The 259-nt window shown below is 67.2% G+C and carries 1 pseudogene; it reads right to left on the bottom strand.

Features of this window, described 5'->3' with window-relative positions:
* Window positions 1-259 (bottom strand): annotated as a pseudogene (locus SB771_RS35440) (phosphohydrolase); the annotation flags it as partial.

Genomic DNA, 259 nt, shown 5'->3' with positions numbered 1-259 from the left:
ACCGCCGCCAGCTTGACCCGTCCGGAGACGCTTTCGGCGATCTCCAGGAAGTGGTCCAGCGGCGGCGTGGCCAGCCCTGGCACCTTGGCCATGTCGTCCCAGCGCCTCAGGCGGATCGCATCTGGCGCGCCCGGCATGCTGGCGAAATCCACCGCCTGGCCCGCATCGAAGCTGCCCCCCTGAAGCGCCAGGCTGCGTTTCGAATCCTCCGAAAGCGACGCTTCATACTGCGGCTCCACATAGCAGAGGTAGCGCTTGG

This window comes from Burkholderia sp. SIMBA_051, assembly GCF_046534915.1.
GTDB classification, from domain to species: Bacteria; Pseudomonadota; Gammaproteobacteria; order Burkholderiales; family Burkholderiaceae; genus Burkholderia; species Burkholderia ambifaria.
Note: the sequence above shows the minus strand (reverse complement) of the source record. Positions and strands in the feature narration are given on the sequence as shown.